The following is a 24,956-nucleotide window of genomic DNA, read 5'->3' as shown; positions in this document are numbered from 1 at the left end:
TCAATCATAACAATAGAGGAGTGAGACGTGGCGACGATTAACAGCACGATTATCAGCGGCGCGGGCGCCATATCAGCCCTGAAGCCAGTGCTGGCAGGTAAAAAGCGCATTTTACTGGTCACCGATGCGAACGTTGGTAAGTTGGCAGCGACCAAACAGATCCAACATCTGCTGGGCGAGAATAACGTTGATGTGAGGATCGTGGATTCCGTACCGGCAGAGCCCAGCCAACATGACGTGGCGCAAATTGTTGCCCAACTTGCGGGAGCGCAACCGGAGATGGTCGTCGGTATCGGCGGCGGCAGCGTCCTCGACGTGGCGAAACTGCTCTCGGTATTACTTCATCCCGCCTCCCCTGCGCTCAACGCGCTGATCGACAGCGAGAAACCGCGCCTGCGTCTGGCATCGCTGCTGATACCCGCCACCGCAGGCACCGGCTCGGAAGCGACACCAAACGCCATCCTGGCTATTCCCGAACGTAATACCAAAGTGGGGATTATCTCCCCGGTACTGCTGCCGGATTTCGTGGCTCTGTTGCCGGAACTGACCACCAGCATGCCTGCGGCCATTGCCGCCTCCACCGGCATCGATGCGCTGTGTCATCTACTGGAGTGCTTTACTTCAACCGTCGCTAACCCGGTGAGCGATAACGCCGCCTTAATCGGCCTGCATAAGCTGGTGCGGCATATTGAGCGTTCCGTGACCCACCCGCAGGATCTTACGGCGAAACTGGAGATGCTGTGGGCCTCGTACTATGGCGGCGTGGCTATCAATCATGCCGGCACGCATCTGGTGCACGCGCTCTCCTACCCGCTTGGCGGCACCTGGCATCTGCCGCACGGCGTCGCGAACGCCATTCTGCTGGCCCCCTGTATGCAGGTCGTACGCCCGCACGCGGTGGATAAATTCGCTCAGGTCTGGGATCTGATCCCGGACGCCGATCTGACCTTGAATAACGAAGAGAAATCTCATGCGCTGGTCCGCTGGCTGGCGCAACTGGTGAAACGCCTGGCGCTGCCGGACAACCTCGCCGCGCTGGGTGTACCACCAGAGAGTATTGAAACGCTAAGCGCCGCGGCGCTGGAAGTAAAACGATTAATGAATAATGCCCCATGCAGCGTGAACCAGGACGAAGTCCAGGCGATTTACCAGACGCTGTTTCCACAGTCATCTCATCAGGGAGAAGAGAAATAAATGCATCATTCCATTCGCGGCGTGTTAACCGCCATTGTTACCCCCTTTACCGCCAGCGGTGAACTTAATTTGACGGCGCTGCGCCAACAGGTAGAACGACAGCTGGCCGCCGGTAATGGCATTTTTTGCGGCGGAACCAACGGCGAGTTTTTCGTCCTCAATGAAGCGGAAAAAATAGCTGTTGCCGAAACCTGCGTCGAGGCGGTTGCCGGACGCGCGCCGGTGGTGGCGCATATTGGCGAAGTGTCGACGCGGGAAACCATTCGTCTTGGCCAGCAGATAGCAAAGTCAGGCGTCGACGCGGTGTCCGTCATCACCCCGTGGTTCGTGCCGCTAAAACAAGATGAGCTGGTAAGCCACTACACGGCGATCGCTGATGCGCTGAGCGTACCGGTATTTCTGTATAACATCCCGGCGCGCACCGGTAACACCATTGAACCGCAAACCGCACGTCAGCTGGCTGCGCATGGCAACATCATTGGCATCAAAGATAGCGCCGGTAGTTATGAGAGTCTTAAGGGCTTTCTTGATGCGGTGAAGGATATCGACGGTTTTAATGTCCTGAACGGGCCGGATTCGCTGATTCATCAGGGTTTCGTTGACGGTTGTTCAGCGTGCATTTCCGGGTTGGCTAACGTTGCGCCACGAGAGATTAACGCGATTTGGTCAACCTTCCAGGCAGGCGATATTGAAGCCTCCAGGCTGGCGCAGGAAAACGTCACCGGCCTGCGTACCGATCTCTACAAAGTCGCCTTTTCCCCCGCCGCGGTGAAAAAAGCATTGCAGCTGATGGGCCATGAGGTCGGCGATAGCCGCTACGCGGTGCAGTTTAGCGCATCTCAACTGCAGCAAATACGTGGAATCATCGCGCAGTATCTTAATTAAGCCTGCGCTTCTTCAACAAAATAGACCGGGCACCTGCGTGCCCAGGATTCGTACGCCCAAAGAGAGGCTAAGATGAATCATTTTACCACTGAAGATACCTTTATTATTGTTGGCATTGTCATCGCCTATATCTTATTTACCACCTGGCTGACGTTCCGTATTAGAAGTAAAAACTCCGGGGATTTTATGGAGGGCTCGCGCGCGATGCCAGCCTTTATTGTCGGTATCCTACTGATGTCGGAATATATCGGCGCCAAGTCCACTATCGGAACCGCACAGGCCGCCTTTGAGAGCGGGATTGCCGCCTCCTGGTCGGTGTTGGGCGCCGCCATTGGCTTTCCACTATTTGGCCTGATACTGGTTAAGCGCATCTATAACACTGGCAAAATTACTATTTCCGGGGCGATTGCCGAGAAATACGGCACCAGCACCAAGAATATTATTTCCATTATTATGATTTACGCCCTGTTGCTGGTGAACGTCGGTAACTACGTCAGCGGCGCGGCGGCAATTTCCACGGTATTAAAAATCAATTTACCCCTCGCGGCGTTTATTACCGCCATCGTCAGTACTTTCTATTTTGCCTTTGGCGGTATGAAAGGCGTGGCCTGGGTCACCATGCTGCACAGCGCTTTAAAATATGCCGGCCTGCTTATTATTATGGGTTTCGCGTTGGCAAAAACCGGCGGTTTTACGCCAATGATCGAGAAAATGCCAGATTACTACTGGACCTGGGATGGTAATTTTGGCGCCGGCACGATCTGCGCCTGGCTTATCGGCACCATCGGCTCCATCTTCTGTACCCAGTTTGTCATTCAGGCGATCAGTTCGACCAAAAACGTAAAATCGGCGAAACGCTCTACCTGGATTGCCTTTTTCTTCTGCCTGCCTATCGCCTTCGCGATCGCCATTATCGGCGTGGCGGCGAAGTTTTTACACCCGGAAATCAACAGCCTGTACGCCCTGCCGGTGTTTCTGCAAGATATGAACCCGTGGCTTGCCGGGTTAGTGACAACGTCACTTGTTGCTTCAATTTTCGTTAGCGTCAGTACCGTTGCCCTGGCGATTGCCTCGCTGGTGGTAAAAGATTTTTACGTGCCGTGGCGCAATCCAACGCCGGAGCAGGAGTTTAAAGCCACCCGTTGGGCCTCGCTGATCATCGGTTTTCTGCCGCTTATTTTTGTGCTGCTGGTCCCGGAAGTGCTGAAGCTCTCCTTCTTTACCCGCGCCATCAGGCTCTCTATCACCGTCGTCGCGGTCATCGCCTTCTATGCGCCGTTCTTTAAGAGCGCCCGCGGCGCGAACGCTGGCCTTATCGGCGCCTGCGTGGTGACTTCGGCGTGGTATTTGCTCGGCGATCCGTTCGGCATCAATAACATGTACATCGCGCTGATCACCCCGGCCCTGATTATGGTTATCGACCGCCTGATCCCCAATAAAGCGCAACAATCATCCCCGGCCCCCATTGAACAACGTGGAGTGTAAAAATGACCACCACCCCAACTTTTGACGGCGTAATTCGCCAACACCAACAGGATCCTCATCTGGCATGGGCAATGTTGCCCTCCGGCTGCCCGCAAAACCATGCCGCCAATCTTTTGCCGCTGCCCGATGGCACGCTGCTGTGCGTATGGTTCGGGGGTTCGCAGGAAGGAAAAGCGGATATTTCAGTCTGGGGGGCGCGTTTAGCGCCGGGCGCCACAACGTGGAGCGAAGCAGTAAAGTTATCCGACGATCCGCAGCGTTCGGAACAAAACCCGGTGCTGTTTCAGGCTCCAGATGGCGTGCTGTGGCTATTATGGACCGCGCAGCACGCCGGCAATCAGGACACCGCTATTGTGCGTTATCGCCAGTCGCGCGATGGCGGAAAACACTGGGGAGCAATAGCCACCCTGCTCGATGAACCCGGCACCTTTATTCGGCAACCCATCAGCGTGATGCCCAACGGTAACTGGTTGCTGCCGGTTTTCTATTGTCGTACCCGGCCGGGGGAGAAATGGGTCGGTAACGATGATGTGAGCGCGGTAAAAATCTCAGCCGATGGCGGCAAGAGCTGGCGCGACGTGGCGGTACCGCAGAGCCTCGGCTGCGTGCATATGAATATCACCCCGCTGGCCGATGGCTCGCTGGTCGCCTTCTTCCGCAGCCGCTGGGCCGATCATATCTGGTACAGCCGGTCGACAGATTTTGGCGAAAGCTGGTCAGCGCCGATCCCCACCACGCTGCCAAACAATAACTCGTCCATTCAGGTTACCACGCTGAGCAACGGCGATCTGGCACTGGTGTTCAATAACATGAGCGCAGCAGGCGCCAGCGAGCGTCGGGCATCGTTATACGATGAAATAGAAGATGATGACGGTCGTAAAGAGCCTGAACGCACTGGCAAAACCGCCTTCTGGGGCGCACCGCGTGCGCCAATGACCGTGGCGATTTCCGCTGACGGCGGTAAAAGCTGGCCATGGATGCGCAACCTTGATGAGGGTGACGGCTACTGTATGACCAACAATTCCGAACAAAAACTGAACCGCGAATTCTCCTACCCCAGTATTAAACAGGGTGAAGACGGTAATTTACACATTGCCTATACCTGGTACCGACAGGCCATCAAGTATATCCGCGTATCGCCGCAGTGGGTGAAAGGAGAAATCGCATGATCATCGGTAATCTGAACGCCCTGCCTCAGGCGGGGTTGCCACTGGCGTTACGGCAAATCCTCAGCCGTCCTGAATGTTCTCTTGCCGCCCTGACAGCCCGTGAAGATGGTCGCTTTCAGCCTGCTGATAGCGACTGGTACTGCACCATCGGCACCGCGCAAACCCAGGCGGCAGAACAGCGACATACCGAATACCACCACCAGTGGGCCGATATTCAGGTCATTTTAAGCGGAAAGGAGACTATTCATGCCGGTACGCTGTACAGCGGCCAACCCGACGATGAACAACGCAAACCAGATCTCTTTATCAGCCAGCAGACGCCGCAAAGCGTCACGCTGCATTTGCATGCCGGCGACTTCGCGGTCTTTCTGCCCGGCGAACCACACCAGGCGCTATGCGCCTTTGCAACACCCGCCCCGGTGAGGAAAGCGGTGTTTAAAGTACCGCGCAGCATGCTGGAGGCGCCATGAAGCAGGCACTGGTCACAGGCGCCAGTTCGGGGATCGGCGCGGCGATTGTGGGGCAACTGCTGGCGGAGGGCTGGCAGGTGCTCGGGCTAAGCCGCTCCGCGCCGCCATTCGCTCATGAAGGCTTCAGGCATCTGGCAGTCGATTTGAGCGACCGCCAGGAGCTGGTTGATGCTCTGTCGTCGGTACCGACGCCGCAGGCGATTATCCATGCCGCCGGTATGATGGCGGCGGCGCCGCTAGGAGAACTTGACACACTGCGTGGCGAGACGTTATGGCGTCTGCATGTGGATGCAGCGCAGACCTTAGCCAACCGCTTTGCGCCCGTTATGAGCCGCGGCGGTCGGATTATCCTTTTGGGTAGCCGAACCTCTCGCGGAGCGGCAGGCCGTTCTCAGTATACGGCAACCAAAGCGGCGCTGGCGAGAAGCTGGGCGGCGGAACTTGCCGCGGCGGGCATTACCGTTAACGTGGTCGCCCCCGGCGCCACCGATACGCCAATGCTGCGCCAGCCAGGGCGGGAGAGTTCGCCGCCGAAGACGCCGCCGCTCGGTAGATTGATTAAGCCACAGGAAGTGGTGTCGCTGGTGAGCTGGCTTCTTAGCGAAGAGGCCGCGGCCATGACCGGACAAGAGCTGGTAATGTGCGGCGGCGCCTCGCTTAGTTAGGATTGCCCGGCTAAGCGCTGCGTCAGCCGGGGAAACTAACGTTAACTTTCGCGCAAATAGACCGTGCCGCGCAGATAGGTGGTCGCCTGGCCGCTAATCAATACGCGGTCATCGCGCCACTGGCAGCGCAGCTCGCCGCTGCGCGCCGACACCTGGCGCGCCAGCAGGTCGGTTTTATTGAGCTTCGCTCCCCAGTAGGGGATCAGCATACTGTGGGTTGAACCGGTTACCGGATCCTCCGGCACCCCATCACCGGGACAGAAAAAGCGGCTGACAAAATCGTACTCCTCGTCGGCGGCGCTGATGCAAATCCGCTTATCCAGCGTCTCCAGCAGCGCCATATTCGGTCGTACCGCTTCAACCTGCGCCCGGTCGCGTAGCACCACCAGGTAATCACGCCCTTCCCGCACCTCCAGCGCATCATCGATACCCAACCCGGCGAACAGTGCCGGCGGCACGTCGCGCACCGGCGTCGTTTGCCAGGCCGGGAAATCCAGCGTCAGCCAATCGCCGCTGCGCGTCACCCGCAGTTCACCGACAAAACGGGTGCTGAATACGATGGTTGCCGAAGGGTGATCGAGATATTCAAAAATCACGTGCGATGCTGCGAGGGTGGCGTGACCGCAGAGATTAATCTCATCAAGGGTAGTGAACCAGCGCAGCTCATAGCCGCTGTCGGTACGAACAAAAAACGCCGTTTCGGATTGATTATGCTGCTGCGCCATTTTTAAAAGCGTTTCATCAGGCAGCCATTCGCTGAGCGGACACACCGCCGCCGCGTTGCCGCCAAAATTGCGATCGCTGAAGGCATCGACCAGGTAAAAACTAATTTCTTTCATCGTGCTCCCCTTTTTTATCGTCTATCAACATGACACAGAAAGCGCGGGTGCACACTATTAGCTGAAAAATTAAGTTGTTAGCAGGCACAGGTGTCAGCATAAAATGAGACACAGATCACAAAGTGATTGTATTTTCAGCAGCATTCGTTTTAAGATCGCCTTCTCTTCTTCTCATTACTACCAGCCCGGAATTTATGCTTACAAATACGGTCTCACGCAGAGTCGCGTGGCTGCGGGTCGTCACGCTGGCAATTGCCGCCTTTATCTTTAATACCACGGAATTTGCGCCGGTCGGTTTGCTGTCTGATATCGCCGACAGCTTCGGCATGGAAACGGCCCAGGTCGGGATCATGCTGACCATTTATGCCTGGGTAGTGGCATTGATGTCGCTGCCATTCATGCTGCTGACCAGCCAGATGGAGCGCCGTCGCCTGCTCATTGGCCTGTTCGTCTTATTTATCGCCAGCCACGTATTGTCATTTTTCGCGTGGAACTTCACGGTGCTGGTGGTGAGTCGAATTGGCATTGCGTTCGCCCATGCGGTGTTCTGGTCGATCACCTCCGCGCTGGCTATTCGTATGGCCCCTCCCGGCAAGCGCGCACAGGCGCTAAGTCTTATCGCCACCGGTACCGCGCTGGCCATGGTGTTCGGCATCCCTATTGGCCGTATCGTCGGGCAATATTTCGGCTGGCGCACCACCTTCCTGGCCATTGGTCTTGGCGCTTTAGCGACGCTGGTGTGCCTGGCGAAACTATTGCCGGCGCTGCCAAGCGAACATTCCGGTTCGCTGAAGAGCCTGCCGGAACTGTTCCGCCGCCCGGCGCTGCTCGGCATTTATCTGCTGACGGTTATCGTGGTGACCGCGCACTACACGGCATACAGCTATATTGAACCCTTCGTTCAAACCGTCGCTGGCCTTAGCGGTAACTTCGCCACCCTACTGCTGTTAGTGCTCGGCGGCGCAGGTATTATCGGCAGTATTATCTTCGGCAAGCTGGGCAATCAACATGCTTCCGCGCTGATTACCACCGCTATCGGCCTGTTGCTAATATGCCTGCTGTTGCTGCTACCCGCCTCACGGAACGCCAACCAGCTGATGCTGCTCAGCGTGTTTTGGGGGATCGCGATAATGGTCATCGGCCTCGGCATGCAGGTGAAAGTGCTGGCGCTGGCTTCGGATGCTACCGATGTCGCGATGTCGCTATTTTCGGGTATTTTCAATATTGGTATAGGCGCCGGCGCGCTGGTCGGCAGCCAGGTGAGTACGCAGCTGTCGATGTCGGCGATAGGCTACGTTGGCGCAGTGCCGGCGCTGGTGGCGCTGGTCTGGGCAGTGATGATTTTTCGCCGCTGGCCAACGCCGCTTGATGAACAGCAAGCGCATCACTCATGATAACGCCGCGGGCGGTCAATGCCGCCCGCGGCGCCGACATCCTATCCCCAAAAGGCCCGAAACAGACACGTCGCCGGGCCTTTCAGAAAGTTATCGCGATCAGGCGTGATAGTTGGTGATAATCTCCAGCACGCCGTTAATGATGAACTGAACCCCCATACAGACCAGCAGGAAACCCATCAGGCGGGAAATCGCTTCTATGCCGCCTTTCCCCACCAGCCGCATGATTGCCCCGGAACTTCGCAGGCAGCCCCACAGAATGATCCCCACCAGCGCGAAGATAATCGGCGGCGCCGCCAATACTACCCAATCAGGGAAATCGACGCCGTGCTTCACCGTCGAGGCGGAGCTGATAATCATCGCAATGGTGCCCGGCCCGGCGGTGCTAGGCATCGCCAACGGCACGAAGGCGATATTCGCCGTGGGTTCATCCTGCAGTTCTTCCGATTTGATCTTCGCTTCCATCGAATCATGGGCTTTCTGCTGCGGAAACAGCATACGAAAACCGATAAAAGCCACGATCAGCCCGCCGGCGATACGCAGACCGGGAATGGAAATACCGAAGGTATTCATGACCACCTGGCCGGCATACCACGCCACCATCAGGATCGCGAAGACATACACCGATGCCATCAACGATTGCCGGTTACGCTCGGCGTTGTTCATATTGCCCGCCAGGCCGAGGAACAGCGCCACGGTGGTGAGCGGGTTCGCCAGCGGTAAAATCACCGCCAGACCGATCCCTATTGCTTTAAAGAGTTCCAGCATAGTGAGTCAACATCCCGTTAAGTATCATTTTTTCAGTACAGTTTCACCCCGTGAGTATATCGACAGCAGCAGCGCAGATGCCACACCCCATGAAAAAATCACGCTTATAAAAAATAACAAGCGTTAGTAAAATGGAAAAAAGTGACCACCATCAAATTATCGTTCTTTAGCAAATCGTGGCATCGGCGAATTCATAATGTTGACTTATGATTGCCACGGCAATAATATCCATCGCAACTAAATAATTGCCTGGGCAACTATCATGGAAAACACCAACAATCTGTTCAACGAGATGATCCCTCTCGGCCGATTGATCCAGATGGTTAACCAGAAAAAAGATCGACTGCTCAACGACTACCTTTCACCCATGGATATCACCGCTACCCAATTTCGGGTGCTCTGTTCCATTCGCTGCGAGGTATGTACGACACCCGTTGAGCTGAAGACCGTTCTGTCGGTCGATCCAGGCGCAATGACGCGCATGCTCGACAGACTCGTCTGCAAAGGCTGGATAGAACGGTTGCCCAACCCCAATGACAAGCGCGGCATTCTGGTGCAACTGACTCCAGAAGGCGCAGCCCTTTGTGAGCACTGTCATCAGGTTGTGGGTCAAAAATTGCACCAGGAACTAACAAAAAATCTAACGGCAGACGAAGTGGTCATGCTTGAGCAACTGCTCAAGAAAGTCCTGCCGTAATAAGAAGAGGTAAGATGATGTCCAGACGCAATAACGACGCCATCACTATCCATAGTATTTTGTCGTGGATCGAAGAGAACCTGGAATCTCCATTGTCGCTGGAGAAAGTTTCGGAGCGCTCAGGTTACTCCAAATGGCACCTGCAAAGAATGTTCAAGAAAGAGACCGGCCACTCGCTGGGCCAGTACATCCGCAGTCGTAAGCTGACGGAGATTGCGCAAAAACTCAAGCAGAGCAACGAGCCAATTTTGTATCTGGCTGAACGTTACGGTTTTGAATCGCAACAGACGCTGACGCGAACGTTTAAAAACTACTTCGATGTTCCGCCGCACAAATATCGCATCACCAACGTTCCGGGAGAATCCCGCTACCTGATGCCACTAAATAATTATTGTTGTTAATCGCCTGCATAAAGACGTATCGAGGAAATCATGAAATTATTCGCTACCGCCGCCATCGTGCTAATGGCGCTGGCTGCAGGCCAGAGTTACGCGGAGCAAACCACCACTCCGGTTCGCCACAATAACCGGGATGCGATGATTATTCCTTCGGAACATAACGACTCGCCGTTTGATTTTAATCACATGGCTGCCGGCAATGATAAATCGGATGAGCTGGGCGTACCGTATTACAACTAATGCTCCACTTGTTCTGATATCTCCTGGGCCCCGCTAACGCGGGGCTTTTTTATCCCGCGCCGCGCCCGGGCGCACCATCCGCAGACCAAACACGTTAATGTAGAGCCCGCCCATAATCAGCGCCGCCCCCAACAGCTGCAGGCCATTGAGCCGTTCACCGAGTAGCAGAGCCGCGCTGGCCATCCCGACCACCGGCACCAACAGCGACAACGGCGCCACCCGCCAGGTTTCATAACGTCCCAGCAGCGCTCCCCAGATACCGTAACCAACAATAGTGGCGACAAACGCCAGATACATGAGCGATAGCACGGTCGTGGCGTCGATATTCACCAGGCTTGCCGCCATCGCCTGCGGCCCATCAACAATACACGACGCCAGCATAAACGGTAAAACCGGAATCAACGCGCTCCACACCACCAGCGACATAATCGGCGGCTTGTGCTGCTGAGACATAATCTTCTTGTTGAAAATGTTACCGCAGGCCCAGCTAAACGCCGCCGCCAGAGTCAGCATAAAACCGACCAGCGGCACGTGCTGGCCACCAAGGCTGGCCTCAACCAGTACCAGGACGCCAAAAATCGCCAGCGCGATACCGGCAACCTGCTTTCCCTGTAACCGCTCGCCAAAGACAAAAGCGCCCAGCACGATTGTGAAAAAGGCCTGCGCCTGCAGCACCAGAGAAGCCAGCCCGGCCGGCATACCAAGGTTAATCGCGCAGAATAAAAAGGCGAACTGGCCGAAACTGATGGTCAGGCCGTAGCCCAGCAGCAGACGCAGAGGTATTTTGGGCCGCGCAACGAACAGCAGCGCCGGAAACGCCACCAACAAAAACGTAACCCCGCCAGCATCAGCGGCGGCATATTGTGTAACCCGAGCTTAATCACCACAAAATTAAGCCCCCACACCACCACTACCAGCATTGCCAGCAGTCCATCTCTGCGCGTCATACGAAGCCCCTGTCTTCCTGGTCAACGATGACCACCGTCAAAGTAACCAAATTCCCGCCGCTCGAACAGATCATTATTTTTAGCAGGTGCTGAAGGCACTTTCCGACACGGAGCCCGCTATACAAGGCTCAGTTAGCATGCTATTTGTGATCGGGCACAACAAAAATAAAACACTTCATCGGGCAAGGAAAAAATGACAACCACCATCAGGCGCTCAACGGTAGCGCTGTTGGCGTCGTCGTTGCTGTTAACCATCGGCCGCGGCGCAACGCTTCCTTTTATGACGATTTATCTCACCCGTCGGTTCCAGCTGGAAGTCGATGTCATTGGCTATGCGCTCTCCGTCGCGCTGGTCGTCGGCGTTATCTTCAGCATGGGCTTCGGTATTCTTGCCGATAAGTTCGACAAAAAACGCTATATGCTGATCGCCATCGTGGCGTTTATCGTGGGCTTTATCGCCATCCCCGCGGTCAATAGCGTGGCGCTGGTGGTGTTCTTTTTCTCATTGATCAACTGCGCCTATTCGGTTTTCTCCACGGTACTGAAAGCCTGGTTTGCCGACGTGCTGACGCCGGAGAAAAAAGCGCGCATCTTTTCGCTCAACTATACCTTCCTCAATATCGGCTGGACCGTTGGGCCGCCAATCGGCACCCTGCTGGTAATGCAGAGTATTAACCTGCCTTTCTGGCTGGCTGCGCTGTGCGCCGCCTTCCCGCTGGTGTTTATTCAGCTCTTCGTCGAGCGCACCTCTGCCGCCAGTGCGGAAGGCATCACGCCGCAGTGGACGCCGTCGGTGCTTTTGCGCGACCGCGCCTTGCTGTGGTTTACCTTTTCCGGCTTGCTGGCGTCATTTGTCGGCGGCTCTTTCGCCTCCTGCATTTCGCAGTATGTGCTGGCCGCAGGCACCAGCGACTTCGCGGAAAAAGTGGTCGCGGTAGTGCTGCCGGTCAACGCCGCGGTGGTCGTCGCGTTGCAATATGCCGTCGGGCGACGGCTTTCGGCGCGAAACATCCGCCCGCTAATGACCTTCGGCACCCTGTGCTATGTGTTGGGTCTCGGCGGGTTTATCCTCTCCGGTAATAATCTGCTGATGTGGGGCATTTCCGCCGCCATCTTTACCCTTGGCGAAATTATTTATGCGCCGGGCGAATATATGCTGATCGATCAGATTGCCCCACCCGGTATGAAAGCCAGCTACTTTTCCGCCCAGTCGTTAGGCTGGTTAGGCGCGGCGTTCAATCCGATGCTAACCGGGATAATCCTCACCCATCTGCCGCACTGGTCGCTATTCTTCATTTTAATGCTGGCGATAGTCGCCGCCTGGCTGATGATTTTCCGCGGCATGAACGTGCGTCCGTGGCAAACCGTACAGGCGTAAACCGCGCGTCATGCGGCTGTCGGGTTGCTGTCGTCTGTCTGTCGGGTGCCTGTCGTGGCGCCCGGCAGGCTAAAAAACCACACTGGTCTCAGGTTCCCATCCGGAGATTAACATCATGAACAGCAGTACCCGAGTCAAACAATTACGTCTGCAGCGCGCCTGGTCCCAGGAACAGCTTGCCGAACTGGCTGGCGTCAGCGTTCGCACTATCCAGAGGATCGAAAACGGCGATCGCCCGGGGTTAGAAACCCTGAGCGCTCTGGCGGCAGTGTTTGAGATAAATGTGGCCGAACTCAGCGACGATGCGCCTGTCGGTCACGAAGCGTCGCTCGATTTACGGATCGAAGAAGCGAAAAGCCGTCTGCATCAGGAGAGCCGTTTTTTCCGCTCGCTAAGCGTGGCGGTCACGGTTTGCGTTTTGTTGCTGGTGATTAATCATTTCACCCAACCGGATGTCTACTGGTCAGTGTGGGTGGCGATCGTCTGGGGTGCATTATTGCTACTACGGGGATTACGTCTGTTTGTCTTTGCCGGGTGGATCCGCCACTGGCGACAGGCACGCCTACAGCGCCTGCTGCGCAAATAGAAAAAGCCCGCTTAATGCGGGCTATCTCCTTACCAGACCTGGGCGGCGATCCCTGTGACCAGCCGCACTTTATCCCACTGCTGGGCTTCGCTTAACGAATTGCCCTCTTCGGTGGAGGCAAAGCCGCACTGCGGGCTCAGGCAAATCTGCTCCAGCGGCACATACTGCGCCGCCTCCTGCAGGCGCGCCTTCACGCCTTCCGGGTTTTCCAGTTCGCCATTCTTGGTGGTAATCAGCCCCAGTACCACCTGCTGATGGCCTGGTCGGATAAAGCGCAGCGGGGCAAAATCACCGGAACGGTCATTATCATATTCGAGGAAGAACGCATCGATGTTGACGCCGCCGAAGAGAATTTCCGCCACGGGCTCGTAGCCGCCCTCTGAAATCCAGGTCGAACGGAAGTTACCGCGACAGACGTGCAGACCAACGGTCAGATCCTGCGGTTTCCCTTCCAGCGCTTTATTCAGCACCCGGGCATAGGTACGCGCCAGTTCGTCCGGATCGTCACCACGTTCGCGTACCTGCTGGCGTTGTTCGTCTGAACATAAATAGGCCCAGACGGTGTCATCGAGTTGCAGATAACGGCAGCCAGCGTCATAGAAAGCGCGGATCGCGTCACGCCAGGTGGTTGCTAAATCGTCAAAGTATTCGGCCAGGTCCGGGTATACCGTGCTATCGATATCTTTTCGCCCGCCGCGGAAGTGCAGCACGCTGGGGCTGGGGATGGTCATTTTCGGCTGCGCATTGCCGCTGACGCTTTTCAAAAAGCGGAAATCTTCCAGCATTGGATGGTTGCCGAAGCCCAGTTTACCGGTCACGCGCACGCCGTGCGCTTTGGTCTGTACGCCGTTGAACTGAATACCTTTCTCTGAATCGTAACGTTCCACGCCTTCCAGACCGTCGAAGAAGTCGAAGTGCCACCACGCGCGCCGGAACTCACCGTCGGTCACCACGTGCAGGCCGCAATCGCACTGCTGCTGAACCAGTTGGCGGATGGCTTCATTCTCAATTTCACGCAGATGGCCGGCATCAATATTGCCTTGCGCCAGCTGCAGGCGCGCCTGCTTAATAGCGTCAGGACGTAAAAAACTGCCGACAATATCTGCACGGAACGGGGCCTGGTGACGTTGCATGTTCTCTCCTTAACGGCAGGCAGGTAGTTGCCCGCCGTGATAATTCATTATTTGAATTTTTAGACTTCTGGATGTCTATATGTCCAGATACTGTCATGCGGAGAGAGCATCGGCAAACGAGAAAAATTCATGGCTGTTGAATTTATTTCATGTTGCTGGCTTCGCTGAGGCTAAATGCGAACCCCTCATCCGCCCAACCGGTCAGGCCGCCGAGCATCATTTTTACCGGTCTGCCAAGCTGCGCCAGCTTTAAGGCGGCAATATCCGCGCCGTTGCAGTGCGGCCCGGCGCAATAGACAACAAACAGCGTTTCCGAGGGCCACTGCGCCATTCGCGCGGCATTGATCTCGCGATGCGGCAGATGCAGCGCGCCAGGCAGGTGGCGACGGGCAAACACATCATGACTGCCAATCACGTGCAGTAGCACAAAGTCCTGTTCGCCGTGCTGCATGGCGTGATGGACATCCGCGCAGTCGGTTTCGAAACTCAATTTATGGGCAAACCAGGCAGCGGCATCGACCGGGGCGGCTGGTGTAAATTGGCTTACAACACTCATGGCGTATTCTCCTTGTCTGTGGTAACACTACTTTAACCACCACCGTACCCGGACCACCGCCCCCATTGATGACAGAAAACGCTGAAATCCTGACAACCCGCAATGTGACACTGTCACCACCAAAAGTCGTCGTTCTGGCCTATGACGGCCTGTGTACATTTGAATTCGGCGTGGCGGTGGAGATTTTTGGCCTCCCGCGCCCGGAAATGGGGGAAAGCTGGTATCGGTTCGCGGTCGCCGCCGTCGATGATGGCGAGCTTCGCGCCACCGGCGGTATCCGTATCGTCAGCGATGGCGGGCTGGCGCTGCTTGATGAAGCGGACACCATCGTGGTGCCCGGCTGGCGTGGTATAGAAAGCGATGTTCCTCAAGCGTTGTGCCAGGCGCTGGCGGCTGCGTACGCGCGCGGCTGCAGAATCGTTTCTATCTGTTCCGGGGTGTTTGTGCTCGCCGCCGCCGGATTGCTCAATGGGCGGCAGGCCACCACCCATTGGCGTTATACTGCCCGGCTGCAGCAGCGTTTTCCGTTGATTGAGGTGGTGGAAGACGTGCTGTACGTTGGCGATGCGCGGCTGATGACCTCCGCCGGCAGCGCCGCGGGCATCGATCTCTGTCTGCATCTGGTGCGCGAAGATTTCGGCCATGAAGCGGCGAATATCGTCGCACGGCGGCTGGTGGTGTCGCCGCACCGCGACGGTGGGCAGGCGCAGCAGGTGATTCGCCCGGTGGCTACAGCGCGTGAAAGCCAGCGCCTCGGCCAGCTGTTTGATTACCTGCATCAGCATCTCGCTGAGAGCCATACCCTCGCCTCGCTGGCGCAACGGATGGATATGAGCCCGCGCACTTTCTTGCGCCGTTTTCAACAGGCGACCGGCAAATCACCGGCCCGCTGGCTGCTCGATGAGCGGTTGCTTCGCGCCCGCCAGCAGCTCACCGACAGCCGCCTCAGCATCGACAGAATCGCCGAAATCTGCGGTTTCGCTAATGCCAGTACGCTACGTCATCACTTTCGCCAGCATTTCGCCGTGAGCCCGCTGCAATATCGAAAAAAGTTTTCCCCCCGTCAGTGATAATATTAAGATGGTCAGCGACAATTATTCGCGTCGTTGATTTACACCTGCAAGGATTAAGCTGATGAAAAAAGAGTGTCGCGTCGTTATCTATAAAGAGGGGCTGCTGGGCAGTATGTTTTTTGGCGAAGCGAAAGCCGATCCCGATAAAATGAGCCGGTTCCTCACTGAGTACACGCAGCAGGGCTGGGAAGTCAAAACCATGGCGGTCGAACGCCGCCGCAGCGCACTGTTCTGGTCGCGCGAAGCGTATTTATTTGTGCTTGAACGCGCCATCTGATGCGTTAATTTATTTCATATACCCTAACGCCATTCTGGTTAATCGTTTGTTTAGATTGACCAGGATATTATCTATTCAACAACCGTAAACCCTGTTCAATGAGGACAACATTAGCGCATAAATATGATGGAGGTAGACCATGCTGGGAAACATGCATGTTTTTATGGCCGTACTGGGAACAATCCTGTTCTTTGGTTTTCTGGCCGCGTATCTAAGCCACAAATGGGATGACTGATGAACGACGATAATCCCCACCCGTAAGCGCCCCCTGCTGCTGTTGCACCAGGGGGCGTTCTGTTTTAAGTCACTTCTTTGAACGCCTGCCACATCATCCCCACCGCCTGTTTACTGCCGCTTATAAGGTCTTTCTACGCTTGCGTGAATACATCACTTCATCGCTTTGTTTTAGCATATCCCCGAGCGTCGGATAACGGCTGACATCGCTCTGTAGCTCGCCGTAAGAGTAATTAATGTTATAGGGTTTTCCTGACGTCTGGTTGTAATGATCGACACTCTCACGCAGCTTTTGCAAGAATGTGTCGGCACGCCCGTTGCGGGTAATGATGGCGGCGAACTCATCGCCGCCTAAACGGCCGACAACCTCGCCTGGCAGCAGATGTTGCGCCAGAAACGCCGCGAAGGTTTTTAGCACCTCGTCACCTTCCGCATGCCCCCACAGATCGTTAATGGGTTTGAATTTATCGAGATCAAAAAAGACCAGGCTAAACGGCGTTGCATTGCTGGTAAGCGTACGGAAACGTTTATCGCCGATGCGGTAAAAGCCGCGCCGGTTAGCGATGCCGGTCAGACTGTCGGTCATCGCCATGCCAATCACCTGGAACTCATCCTCGACGATATACGCCAGATCCTTGAGGACGGCGATCTCTTCATCGTTAAACTCGCGCGGCGTGGTATGAATCAGGCATAGCGTACCGGCCACGGCGCCATCGGGCAGATGGACAGGATAGCCCGCGTAGAAGCGGATATAGGGTTCGCCCGTCACCAGCGGGTTATCATAAAAACGATCGTCATTGACCGCATCGTTAACGATGAAGGCGCCGTCCTGCAAGATGGCGTGGGCGCAAAAAGAGATATCGCGCCGGGTCTGGCGAATCCCCAGCCCCTGACAGGCGAGCAGCCACTGCCGTTCCCGGTCGAGCAGGCTGATAAGTACCACCGGCACCTGAAAAATTTTTTTAGCCAGCCGAGTGAGGCGTTCGAAACGCTCATCATCACGGGTATCGAGCAGGTCCGCCAGATATAGCGATTTCAGTCTTTCTTCTTCATTTTCCGGTACGCCAGGGAATTTCATAAAGCCTCATTGCACTAAAGCGAAAAAATCAGGTGGCGGGATTAATGCGCAGCCGATGAAAAGCGCGTCAGCGCCCCATACCAGTCATAGCTGCCCTGGGTGCCAATTTCGCGTTCCCCCTCTTCCAGCTTCAGCAGAAAACGTCGTTTGTTAAGCTGATCGAGGTTGTGGAAGTAAGTTGCCAGCCGTCGGGCTAAATCTTCATACATGGCAAAAGCCACCGCGGTCCCTTGCGCCGCATCGGCATACTTCGCAAATTCGTTCTTAATCGCCTGAAAATCATCGTTCATTGAAAGCACCACTTCCTGTCACAATGTCATCAGTATGGTTAGCCCTGGCCGTTTTTTCCATCCCGATAGCTATCAGCATTTTATGCTGCCTTAAAAAATACAGCCCTGGGAATCTCCGAGACCCACGCTATGAAAAACAACGTATTTACGCTGCCATCAGCGCAAATTATCAACAACCAGCAGAAGATAATAAAATCGACAAGCGACGAGACCGGGGGAATGGGCAAAAAAAACCGCCATGTGACTGGCGGTGAATAAATGCTTGCATGGATAGATCGTAGATTGTATTTAGCGTTTTCGTAGAAAAGCGTCGTGAGTTCCTACGTCTGACTCGCAGGCTAGCACGCCCTTGTTCAATAAATCTTAAACCGCAGACGTACTCATAGCTTCTCTACCAGCGCTTTGAGTTCAGCGATCAGCGGCGCGGTATTGTCCTGCGCCGCGAGCGGCCACGTCGACTGGCGTACCACCAGCCGCGCCGGCAGCAGTTCGCGCAGGCTACCGGTCGGCGCCGCCATCTGCTGCATCAGTAATTCCACCGCCCGGCGGCCTAACAGATCAAAATCCTGGGCGACGGTGGTAAGCGGCGGCTGAAAGTAAAGGCTATCTGCCGTATCGTCATAGCCGGTCACCGAAATCGCCTGGCTGCCGCGCCGATTAAGCTGCGCCAGCGCGCTTAACACCCCGAGCGCCATCTGATCGTTGGCGACCACGATCGCGCTTAATTTCGGGTTTTTATGCAGCAACTCAAAGGTTTTTTGCCAGCCGCTGGCGGCGCTCCAGTCGCCGAACACCGTAATCGATTGACTGACCCCCAGCCGGTGCAGCGTCTCGCGCCAGCTGCCAAGGCGCATCCGCGCCGATACCGAGCTTTCCGGCCCGGCCAACAGGCCAAACTCGCGATGCCCTAATTCCCAAAGGTGACGCACGCAGGCGCCGCAGCCATCACGATGATCAAAACGCACGCAGGAGACATCCGTTTCCGGCGAGACATCGAGAAACAGGCAGGCGATATCCGTATTTTCCGCCGCCAGCCGTTCGGCGACGCTGCTCTCCAGCGGCAGGCTGATAATGGCGCCTCGAATATGCTGGGCGCGAAACTCATCCAGCCGCGCCTGCAGTGCCGGATAATCACTTTGCGCCGGCATGGCGATGGCGACCTCCAGCCCCTGCTCACCGGCATACCGTTTCACCGCCGCGGCAATTTGCGACGGCGCGTGTAAGGTCAACGACGCCGTGATAAGCCCTATCGACGCTGCCGCTTTGCCCGCCAATAGCTGTGCTGACCGGTTAGGCACATAGTGAAGCGTCTGCATCGCGCGCAGCACCTTTTCACGGGTGCGCTGCGCCACTATCTGTGGGTTATTCACCACCCGCGAAACCGTCTGCTGCGAAACGCCCGCCTCGCGGGCGACATCTTCTAAAGTGGCTGAACGGCGCTGCATCGCGTACTCCTGTCAGTGAAAATGGCTTAATGTCTTACGCTAACATTTTATGTCTTCCTTACGACAGAAATCTGCTATTTGCGCCGCGATTCGTGATCGTGAATGGGTTTCATTTTCGCCAACGTTGCGGGCCTGCAAAAAATACCCGATAACCCGATGAGATTGTTTAGCGAATAACATTTATCACCATTATCCGTCAGGAATGCGTATGCAACGATATGATTCAGGCGCCGCTCGCGGCCCCGCTTTTCACGAAGTCCTGGCCCGCGAGGACTGGCAGAACCAGACTATCACCCACCTCAACCGCCTGCCCGCACATCCCACTTTTGCCAGCTGGCGCGATACCGATGCGGCGCGCGACAACCGCCATTCTGACCGCCGTCGTCAACTGGACGGCGAATGGCAATTTTCCTATGCCCGCAGTCCGTTTCAGGTTGATGCCAGCTGGCTGCAGCATGACCTGCCCGACAGTCGCCCGACGCCGGTGCCCTCAAACTGGCAAATGGAGGGTTATGACGCGCCGATATACAGCAACGTCCGCTATCCGATTGATACCGTGCCGCCGCGGGTGCCCGAAGACAATCCTACCGGCTGCTATTCGCTGCAGTTGACCGTCGATGAGGCGTGGCGGGCCGAAGGGCAAACGCAAATTATCTTTGACGGCGTCAACTCCGCCTTTCATCTGTGGTGCAACGGCGAATGGGTTGGCTACTCCCAGGATAGCCGCCTGCCCGCCGCCTTTGATTTAAGCCCGTATCTGCAGCAAGGCGCCAACCGCTTGTGCGTGATGGTGATGCGCTGGAGCGCGGGCAGTTGGCTTGAAGATCAGGATATGTGGCGCATGAGCGGTATCTTCCGTTCAGTCTGGTTGTTGCATAAACCGCAGGCCCGCCTCAGCGATGTGCAATTAACCCCGCAGCTCGATGCGCGCTATCGCGATGCGCAATTGCAGGTCAAACTTAGCGTCGAGGCCGCGTCTGAAGCGCTGGCGGCGCTGGAAGTGGAGGTTGCGCTGTGGGATGGCAAAACGCGCCTTGCCAGCCAGCGCCAGCCGCTGGGTACGCCGATTATTGATGAACGCGGCAGCTACGGCGAGCGGGCAATCATCAATCTCGACGTCGAACGCCCGCGACTGTGGAGCGCCGAGCAGCCTCATTGCTACCGCGCGGTGGTATCGCTATGGCGCGGCGAGACGTTGCTTGAAGCGGAAGGCTGGGATATTGGTTTTCGCCAGGTAGAAATCCGCGACGGGCTACTGTTGCTCAACGGCAAGCCGCTATTGATCCGCGGCGTCAACCGCCACGAACATCATCATCAGCGCGGCCAGGTGGTCAACGAAGAGGATATGGTGCAGGACATTCTGCTGATGAAGCAGAACAATTTCAATGCCGTGCGCTGTTCGCACTACCCCAACGCGCCGCGCTGGTACGAGCTATGCAACCGCTACGGCCTGTACGTGGTGGACGAAGCCAATATCGAAACTCACGGCATGGTGCCGATGAATCGGCTGTCTGACGATCCGGCCTGGCTTGCCGCTTACAGCGCGCGCGTCACCCGTATGGTCCAGAGCAACCGCAACCATCCCTCGATCATTATCTGGTCGCTGGGTAATGAGTCCGGCTGCGGCGACAACCATCAGGCCATGTACCAATGGTTGAAGCACAACGATCCTTCGCGTCCGGTACAGTATGAAGGCGGCGGCGCCGACAGCAGCGCCACCGATATTATCTGCCCGATGTACGCCCGCGTCGAGCGCGACCAGCCCTTCCCGGCGGTGCCCAAATGGTCGATCAAAAAGTGGATCGGTATGCCTGGCGAACAACGCCCGCTAATCCTCTGCGAATATGCCCACGCGATGGGCAATAGCCTTGGCAATTTCGCCGATTACTGGCAAGCCTTCCGTGACTATCCTCGCCTGCAGGGCGGTTTTATCTGGGATTGGGCCGACCAGGCAATCGAAAAAACATTCCCGGATGGTAGCGTCGGCTGGGCCTATGGCGGCGATTTCGGCGATAAGCCTAACGACCGGCAGTTCTGCATGAATGGCCTGGTATTCCCCGACCGGCGCGCTCATCCTTCGCTTATCGAGGCCAAACATGCGCAACAGTATTTCCAGTTCGCCTTGCTGGAACAAAATCCACTGTGCATTGCTATCACCAGCGAATACCTGTTCCGCGCCACCGACAACGAAACGCTGCGCTGGCGGGTAGAATGCGCCGGAGAAACGATAGCCAGCGGCGACTTAGCGCTGGTGCTGCCGCCGCAAGGGCGGGCAGAATTGATTCTTAGCGACAGCCTGGCCCTGCCGCGCGGCGCCCGCGATGTCTGGCTGCTGCTCGAGGTGATCCAGCCGCAGGCGACGTCATGGTCTGAGCCCGGTCACCGCGTCGCCTGGCAGCAGCTAGCGCTTACCGCGCCGCTGGCGCTTGCTGAGACCTCCGCCGAAGGCCCGGCGCCGGTCCTGACCATCAAACCCGCGATCTACGAGGTTAGCGTCGGATCCCAGCGCTGGGTTATCGATCGCCAGAGCGGGCGTTTAAGCGAATGGTATTGCGCGGGAGAACAGCAGCTGCTGACCCCGCTGGAGGATCAGTTTGTCCGTGCGCCGCTGGACAATGATATCGGCGTCAGCGAAGTCGAACGTATCGATCCGAACGCCTGGGTCGAACGCTGGAAGAGCGCCGGTCTGTATTCGTTGACGACCCGCTGCGTGAAATGCGAGGCGCAACAGCTGGCACGGGAGGTGATCGTTGATAGCCACTGGCACTATCTGCGCGGCGAGGAGACGGTCATTGCCAGCCACTGGCGCATGACCTTCACCGCCGACGGCGGGCTCCAGATCACCGTTGATGGTGAACGTGCCGCCACGTTACCGCCGCTGGCGCGCGTCGGGCTGCGCTTCCAGGTCGCCGAACAACACGCTGAGGTCAGTTGGTTGGGATTAGGGCCGCACGAAAACTATCCGGATCGCAAAAGTAGCGCCTGTTTTTCACGCTGGCGATTGCCGCTAAGCGAAATGAGCACGCCCTATATCTTCCCCAGCGAAAACGGTCTGCGCTGCGATTGCAAAGCGCTGGACTGGGGATGCTGGCACGTCGCAGGCCAGTTCCACTTTTCGGTGCAGCCGTACAGCACGGAACAGCTGATGACGACCGATCACTGGCATCGCATGACGCCGGAAAAAGGCGTCTGGATCACCCTCGACGGCCAGCATATGGGCGTTGGCGGCGATGATTCCTGGACACCAAGCGTTCTGCCACAGTGGCTGCTGCTCGAAACCCACTGGCACTATCAGGTTACGCTTCATTGTCAATAATAACGGGGGCCTCGGCCCCCACCGCACAGGTATAATAAGATATGAAACTCTCTGAACTCACGCCCCGCGAACGGCACAATTTTATCTATTTCATGCTGTTCTTTTTCTTTTACTATTTCATTATGTCGGCTTACTTTCCCTTTTTCCCGGTATGGCTGGCGGAAGTAAACCATTTAACGAAAACCGAAACAGGGATTGTTTTCTCCTCCATTTCGCTATTCGCGATTATTTTCCAACCGGTGTTTGGCCTGATTTCGGATAAGCTCGGGCTGCGTAAACATCTGCTGTGGACCATTACCGTACTGCTTATTTTATTCGCCCCGTTCTTTATTTTTGTCTTCTCGCCGCTGCTGCAAATGAACATTATCGCCGGCGCGCTGGTGGGGGGCATTTATTTAGGCGTGGTATTTTCCAGCGGTTCCGGCGCGGTCGAGGCCTATATTGAACGCGTCAGCCGCGCCAACCGTTTTGAATACGGCAAAGTGCGCGTCTCGGGCTGCGTCGGCTGGGCCCTGTGCGCGTCAATTACCGGCATCTTGTTCGGTATTGATCCTAATATAACCTTCTGGATAGCCTCCGGTTTTGCGCTGGTGCTTGGCGTGTTGTTATGGCTATCGCGCCCGGAAGCCAGCAGCAGCGCGCAGGTTATTGACGCCATCGGCGCCAACCGCCAGGCCTTTTCTCTGCGTACGGCGGCCGAACTGCTGCGAATGCCGCGTTTCTGGGGATTTATTATTTATGTTGTGGGCGTCGCCAGCGTATATGACGTTTTTGACCAGCAGTTCGCAAACTTTTTTAAAGGCTTTTTCGCCACGCCGCAGCGCGGGACCGAAGTTTTTGGCTTTGTCACCACCGGCGGTGAATTACTCAACGCGATGATTATGTTCTGCGCCCCGGCAATTATTAACCGCATCGGCGCGAAAAACGCCCTGCTGATCGCCGGTATAATTATGTCGATGCGCATTCTCGGATCTTCATTTGCGACTTCGGCGGTGGAAGTGGTCATTTTAAAAATGCTGCACATGTTTGAATTACCGTTCCTGCTGGTCGGGACCTTCAAATATATTTCTTCCGCATTTAACCCTAAGCTTTCCGCCACCCTATTTTTAATCGGCTTTAACCTGTCGAAACAGCTTTCCGGCGTAGTGCTTTCGGCCTGGGTCGGGCGGATGTACGACACCGTGGGTTTTCACCAGGCTTACCTGATCCTCGGCTCAATCACCCTGAGCTTTACCCTGGTATCGCTATTTACCTTAAAAGGCGGTAAGACGCTGCTGCCCACGGCAGAGTATAACAACGCGGCCTGAGAGATTAACGTTCCGTCAGGGATGACGGCAACGCCGCTTTAATTTGCGTTTGCCCACCGTTATTTTCCAATTCGTAGATGCGGCTCTGCGCACGCGCCGAGATCAATTGCGCCAGTTCCGCCGAGTGGCTGGTGAGCCAGATCTGGCTATAGCGTGATGCTTCGACAATCAGTCGCGCCAGCGCCGGGAACATCTGACGATGCAGGCTGTTTTCCGGCTCATTAATGGCGAGAAAGGCCGGTGGTCGTGGGCTGAGTAAGGCAACCGCCAGGCATAAAAAACGCAGGGTACCGTCAGACATCTCCGCCGCCAGCAGAGGCCGATAAATCCCCTCCCGGCGCATCTTCATCACGAACCGCGAGTTGTCGTTCTCACAGAAAAAGGTACAGTCGGGGAACGCTTCGCCGAGGATTTCATGCAGCAACTCCTCAGCGCCAATTTCGACGATAGTCTGAAATGCCGCCGCCAGATTGCCGCCATCGCTATCGAGCACCGGCGAACGGTAGCCGACCGTCGGCTGGCGCAGCGGTGAAAGCCTGCCGATGGCAAACTCATGGTAAAAACGCCAACGGCGCATGGTCTCCCGCACGCGCGACACTTCCGGAAAACGATGCGGCTCGCCAAGCTGGCCGAAGATGGACTCGTTTTCGTAAATGGTATCGGTGAAGGTACTTTTTTCACCATTGACATCGACCAGGAACGCCGCCTGGTTTTTCCGCTGCAGTACACGCGATGATGGCCGGCGGTTAAAGCCCGACAGCCAGATATTCTCTTCTTTAACGATCGGATCGAGCATGAATTGCGTCGGATACGGCAGTTTTTCCGGAAACCCGACCTGCAGTTCATATTCAAATTCATCGGTCAGGCAGGCGATTTGCAGACGCCGTGGGTGGCGGTCGGTCGGCGCCTGCTTGCCTGACCACATGATGTTCTCCAGCCCGCCCTCCTCGCTGACATAGCTGGAGAACTGGCCGTTAGCCGAGGCGGTTAACAGATGGATTGCTTTGTAGATATTCGATTTTCCGCAACCGTTAGGGCCAAACACAATATTCAGCGGCCCCAGTTCCAGTTCAATCGCTCTGACTGAACGGAAATTATTGATACGAATACGGTTAATCATGCCATTCCTCAG

26 protein-coding genes and 1 pseudogene are annotated in these 24,956 nt (G+C 56.2%); 18 read left to right on the top strand and 9 right to left on the bottom strand.

What is annotated here, in order from left to right:
• Positions 1 to 27 precede the first annotated feature (27 nt).
• From EAE_RS18880 to EAE_RS18855, 6 genes are all read left to right on the top strand, one after another.
• On the top strand, positions 28 to 1,194 hold the full coding sequence (locus tag EAE_RS18880) for an iron-containing alcohol dehydrogenase (protein WP_015705320.1): 1,167 nt from the start codon (positions 28 to 30) through the stop codon (positions 1,192 to 1,194).
• Positions 1,195 to 2,079 carry a dihydrodipicolinate synthase family protein gene (locus EAE_RS18875; RefSeq protein ID WP_015705319.1) on the top strand — a complete coding sequence of 295 codons (885 nt, stop codon included), beginning with the start codon at positions 1,195 to 1,197 and terminating at the stop codon, positions 2,077 to 2,079.
• A 72-nt stretch (positions 2,080 to 2,151) separates the two neighbouring features.
• On the top strand, positions 2,152 to 3,564 hold the full coding sequence (locus tag EAE_RS18870) for a sodium:solute symporter family protein (protein WP_015705318.1): 1,413 nt from the start codon (positions 2,152 to 2,154) through the stop codon (positions 3,562 to 3,564).
• A gap of 2 nt (positions 3,565 to 3,566) precedes the next feature.
• The gene (locus tag EAE_RS18865; protein ID WP_015705317.1) at positions 3,567 to 4,733 is read left to right on the top strand and encodes a sialidase family protein; all 1,167 of its coding nucleotides are present in this window, start codon (positions 3,567 to 3,569) and stop codon (positions 4,731 to 4,733) included.
• Positions 4,730 to 5,203: a NanQ anomerase/TabA/YiaL family protein gene (locus EAE_RS18860; protein ID WP_015705316.1), complete on the top strand. Its 474-nt coding sequence runs from the start codon at positions 4,730 to 4,732 to the stop codon at positions 5,201 to 5,203. The genes EAE_RS18865 and EAE_RS18860 overlap by 4 nt, the downstream gene beginning before the upstream one ends.
• On the top strand, positions 5,200 to 5,868 hold the full coding sequence (locus EAE_RS18855) for an SDR family NAD(P)-dependent oxidoreductase (RefSeq protein WP_015705315.1): 669 nt from the start codon (positions 5,200 to 5,202) through the stop codon (positions 5,866 to 5,868). Before EAE_RS18860 ends, EAE_RS18855 begins: the two co-directional genes overlap by 4 nt.
• Before the next feature lie 41 nt (positions 5,869 to 5,909).
• Here EAE_RS18855 and EAE_RS18850 read toward each other — a convergent pair whose 3' ends face one another.
• Positions 5,910 to 6,707, bottom strand: a complete 798-nt coding sequence (locus EAE_RS18850) for a PhzF family phenazine biosynthesis protein (RefSeq protein ID WP_015705314.1) — start codon at positions 6,705 to 6,707, stop codon at positions 5,910 to 5,912.
• Between the two features lie 194 nt (positions 6,708 to 6,901).
• On the opposite strand from EAE_RS18850, the gene EAE_RS18845 reads away from it, so the two are divergent.
• A complete protein-coding gene (locus EAE_RS18845) occupies positions 6,902 to 8,101 on the top strand; it encodes a sugar transporter (protein ID WP_015705313.1) in 1,200 nt (399 codons plus the stop codon).
• 99 nt (positions 8,102 to 8,200) lie between these two features.
• Here EAE_RS18845 and EAE_RS18840 read toward each other — a convergent pair whose 3' ends face one another.
• On the bottom strand, positions 8,201 to 8,869 hold the full coding sequence (locus EAE_RS18840; protein WP_015366731.1) for a MarC family NAAT transporter: 669 nt from the start codon (positions 8,867 to 8,869) through the stop codon (positions 8,201 to 8,203).
• 262 nt (positions 8,870 to 9,131) lie between these two features.
• Between EAE_RS18840 and marR the strand changes: the two genes are divergently transcribed.
• The 3 genes from marR to marB are packed head-to-tail and all read left to right on the top strand — an operon-like array spanning position 9,132 to position 10,204.
• Positions 9,132 to 9,566, top strand: coding sequence for a multiple antibiotic resistance transcriptional regulator MarR (gene marR / locus EAE_RS18835; RefSeq protein WP_015366732.1), 435 nt, complete (start codon positions 9,132 to 9,134; stop codon positions 9,564 to 9,566).
• A 17-nt stretch (positions 9,567 to 9,583) separates the two neighbouring features.
• On the top strand, positions 9,584 to 9,967 hold the full coding sequence (marA, locus tag EAE_RS18830) for an MDR efflux pump AcrAB transcriptional activator MarA (protein ID WP_015366733.1): 384 nt from the start codon (positions 9,584 to 9,586) through the stop codon (positions 9,965 to 9,967).
• A 30-nt stretch (positions 9,968 to 9,997) separates the two neighbouring features.
• Complete coding sequence (gene marB / locus EAE_RS18825) at positions 9,998 to 10,204, top strand: multiple antibiotic resistance protein MarB (protein WP_015366734.1); 207 nt, start codon at positions 9,998 to 10,000, stop codon at positions 10,202 to 10,204.
• Positions 10,205 to 10,237: 33 nt separating this feature from the next.
• Here the strand turns inward: marB and eamA are convergent.
• Positions 10,238 to 11,151: pseudogene (gene eamA, locus EAE_RS18820) on the bottom strand (O-acetylserine/cysteine exporter).
• Positions 11,152 to 11,344: 193 nt separating this feature from the next.
• Here eamA and ydeE point away from each other — a divergent pair.
• The gene (ydeE, locus tag EAE_RS18815; protein WP_015705311.1) at positions 11,345 to 12,529 is read left to right on the top strand and encodes an efflux MFS transporter YdeE; all 1,185 of its coding nucleotides are present in this window, start codon (positions 11,345 to 11,347) and stop codon (positions 12,527 to 12,529) included.
• Positions 12,530 to 12,644: 115 nt separating this feature from the next.
• On the top strand, positions 12,645 to 13,115 hold the full coding sequence (locus EAE_RS18810; protein ID WP_015366737.1) for a helix-turn-helix domain-containing protein: 471 nt from the start codon (positions 12,645 to 12,647) through the stop codon (positions 13,113 to 13,115).
• 29 nt (positions 13,116 to 13,144) lie between these two features.
• On the opposite strand, the gene EAE_RS18805 is transcribed toward EAE_RS18810, so the two are convergent.
• Together EAE_RS18805 and EAE_RS18800 are read right to left on the bottom strand one after the other, a co-directional pair.
• Positions 13,145 to 14,248, bottom strand: coding sequence for a cobalamin-independent methionine synthase II family protein (locus EAE_RS18805; protein ID WP_015705310.1), 1,104 nt, complete (start codon positions 14,246 to 14,248; stop codon positions 13,145 to 13,147).
• Positions 14,249 to 14,390: 142 nt separating this feature from the next.
• Positions 14,391 to 14,804: a rhodanese-like domain-containing protein gene (locus EAE_RS18800; protein ID WP_015705309.1), complete on the bottom strand. Its 414-nt coding sequence runs from the start codon at positions 14,802 to 14,804 to the stop codon at positions 14,391 to 14,393.
• Between the two features lie 68 nt (positions 14,805 to 14,872).
• On the opposite strand from EAE_RS18800, the gene ftrA reads away from it, so the two are divergent.
• From ftrA to mgtS, 3 genes are all read left to right on the top strand, one after another.
• Complete coding sequence (gene ftrA / locus EAE_RS18795) at positions 14,873 to 15,874, top strand: transcriptional regulator FtrA (protein ID WP_015705308.1); 1,002 nt, start codon at positions 14,873 to 14,875, stop codon at positions 15,872 to 15,874.
• Between the two features lie 64 nt (positions 15,875 to 15,938).
• On the top strand, positions 15,939 to 16,154 hold the full coding sequence (locus EAE_RS18790; RefSeq protein WP_015366741.1) for a DUF4177 domain-containing protein: 216 nt from the start codon (positions 15,939 to 15,941) through the stop codon (positions 16,152 to 16,154).
• A gap of 139 nt (positions 16,155 to 16,293) precedes the next feature.
• Positions 16,294 to 16,389, top strand: a complete 96-nt coding sequence (mgtS, locus tag EAE_RS18785; protein WP_004102377.1) for a protein MgtS — start codon at positions 16,294 to 16,296, stop codon at positions 16,387 to 16,389.
• A 120-nt stretch (positions 16,390 to 16,509) separates the two neighbouring features.
• Here mgtS and EAE_RS18780 read toward each other — a convergent pair whose 3' ends face one another.
• Positions 16,510 to 17,466: a sensor domain-containing diguanylate cyclase gene (locus EAE_RS18780; protein ID WP_015705307.1), complete on the bottom strand. Its 957-nt coding sequence runs from the start codon at positions 17,464 to 17,466 to the stop codon at positions 16,510 to 16,512.
• A 41-nt stretch (positions 17,467 to 17,507) separates the two neighbouring features.
• Positions 17,508 to 17,756 (bottom strand): hypothetical protein, encoded by a 249-nt coding sequence (locus EAE_RS18775; RefSeq protein WP_015705306.1) that lies wholly within the window; start codon positions 17,754 to 17,756, stop codon positions 17,508 to 17,510.
• A 129-nt stretch (positions 17,757 to 17,885) separates the two neighbouring features.
• Between EAE_RS18775 and EAE_RS25425 the strand changes: the two genes are divergently transcribed.
• Entirely contained in the window at positions 17,886 to 18,014 is a 129-nt protein-coding gene (locus EAE_RS25425; RefSeq protein WP_015705305.1) for a hypothetical protein, read from the top strand.
• A 122-nt stretch (positions 18,015 to 18,136) separates the two neighbouring features.
• On the opposite strand, the gene EAE_RS18770 is transcribed toward EAE_RS25425, so the two are convergent.
• The gene (locus EAE_RS18770; RefSeq protein ID WP_015705304.1) at positions 18,137 to 19,201 is read right to left on the bottom strand and encodes a LacI family DNA-binding transcriptional regulator; all 1,065 of its coding nucleotides are present in this window, start codon (positions 19,199 to 19,201) and stop codon (positions 18,137 to 18,139) included.
• Between the two features lie 208 nt (positions 19,202 to 19,409).
• On the opposite strand from EAE_RS18770, the gene EAE_RS25070 reads away from it, so the two are divergent.
• Together EAE_RS25070 and EAE_RS18755 are read left to right on the top strand one after the other, a co-directional pair.
• Positions 19,410 to 22,517 carry a beta-galactosidase gene (locus EAE_RS25070; protein WP_015705303.1) on the top strand — a complete coding sequence of 1,036 codons (3,108 nt, stop codon included), beginning with the start codon at positions 19,410 to 19,412 and terminating at the stop codon, positions 22,515 to 22,517.
• A 41-nt stretch (positions 22,518 to 22,558) separates the two neighbouring features.
• A complete protein-coding gene (locus EAE_RS18755; protein WP_015705302.1) occupies positions 22,559 to 23,824 on the top strand; it encodes an MFS transporter in 1,266 nt (421 codons plus the stop codon).
• 4 nt (positions 23,825 to 23,828) lie between these two features.
• Here the strand turns inward: EAE_RS18755 and EAE_RS18750 are convergent, their stop codons facing one another.
• Positions 23,829 to 24,944, bottom strand: a complete 1,116-nt coding sequence (locus EAE_RS18750) for an AAA family ATPase (protein WP_015366748.1) — start codon at positions 24,942 to 24,944, stop codon at positions 23,829 to 23,831.
• Positions 24,945 to 24,956: the final 12 nt, after the last annotated feature.

Source organism: Klebsiella aerogenes KCTC 2190, assembly GCF_000215745.1.
Taxonomy (GTDB): Bacteria; Pseudomonadota; Gammaproteobacteria; order Enterobacterales; family Enterobacteriaceae; genus Klebsiella; species Klebsiella aerogenes.
The sequence above is the reverse complement of the archived record's forward strand: the minus strand, read 5'-3'. Positions and strand labels throughout refer to the sequence as shown.